General features: G+C 45.6%; 1 rRNA gene. It reads right to left on the minus strand.

The features are described from left to right. Positions 1-621: ribosomal RNA gene (locus IT084_RS17655) — 23S ribosomal RNA — on the minus strand; the annotation flags it as partial.

Consider the following 621-nt stretch of genomic DNA (forward strand, 5'->3'; position numbering starts at 1 on the left):
CCTGCCTTTTCGCTTACTCATACCGGCATTCTCACTTCCCACCGGTCCACCGCTCCTTCCGGTACGGCTTCTACCCAATGGGAACGCTCCCCTACCACTCTCGAAGTTCGATGTTCGATGTTCGATTTCATTTCCACGTTTGTATGAGTTTATTTAGCTGTCTGCCTAGATGGTCGTATTCTTCCCTGAGTTCGCTATATTGTTCTATAACGTACCCCAGGTCTTTGACCATTTCGATCAACACAGCTACTTCATTGCACGAGCCTAATGCATTTATTAGGAAGTGCCTGAAGTCGTTTACGTATTGCTTCCTACCATATCCTTCGGCTATGTTTAGCGGTATTGATATGGCTGCTCTACGTAGTTGACTCCCTATCTCATACAATTCGTGTCTTGGAAATCTCTGTGTTAATCTATGCACTTGCAGTGCCAGGTTATATGACCTTTTGTATACTTCAAGGTCATGATAACTCTTAATCAACACTTTAGCCCCTTTCGAATTTCGAACCTCGAACATCGAACCTCGAGTAGTCCGCAGTTTCGGTACCGTGCTTGAGCCCCGTTACATTTTCGGCGCAAGGTCACTTGACCAGTGAGCTATTACGCACTCTTTAAATGGTG

The sequence above is a fragment of the Desulfallas sp. Bu1-1 genome (genome assembly GCF_015594625.1).
In the GTDB taxonomy this organism is placed as follows: Bacteria; Bacillota; Desulfotomaculia; order Desulfotomaculales; family Desulfallaceae; genus JADNRQ01.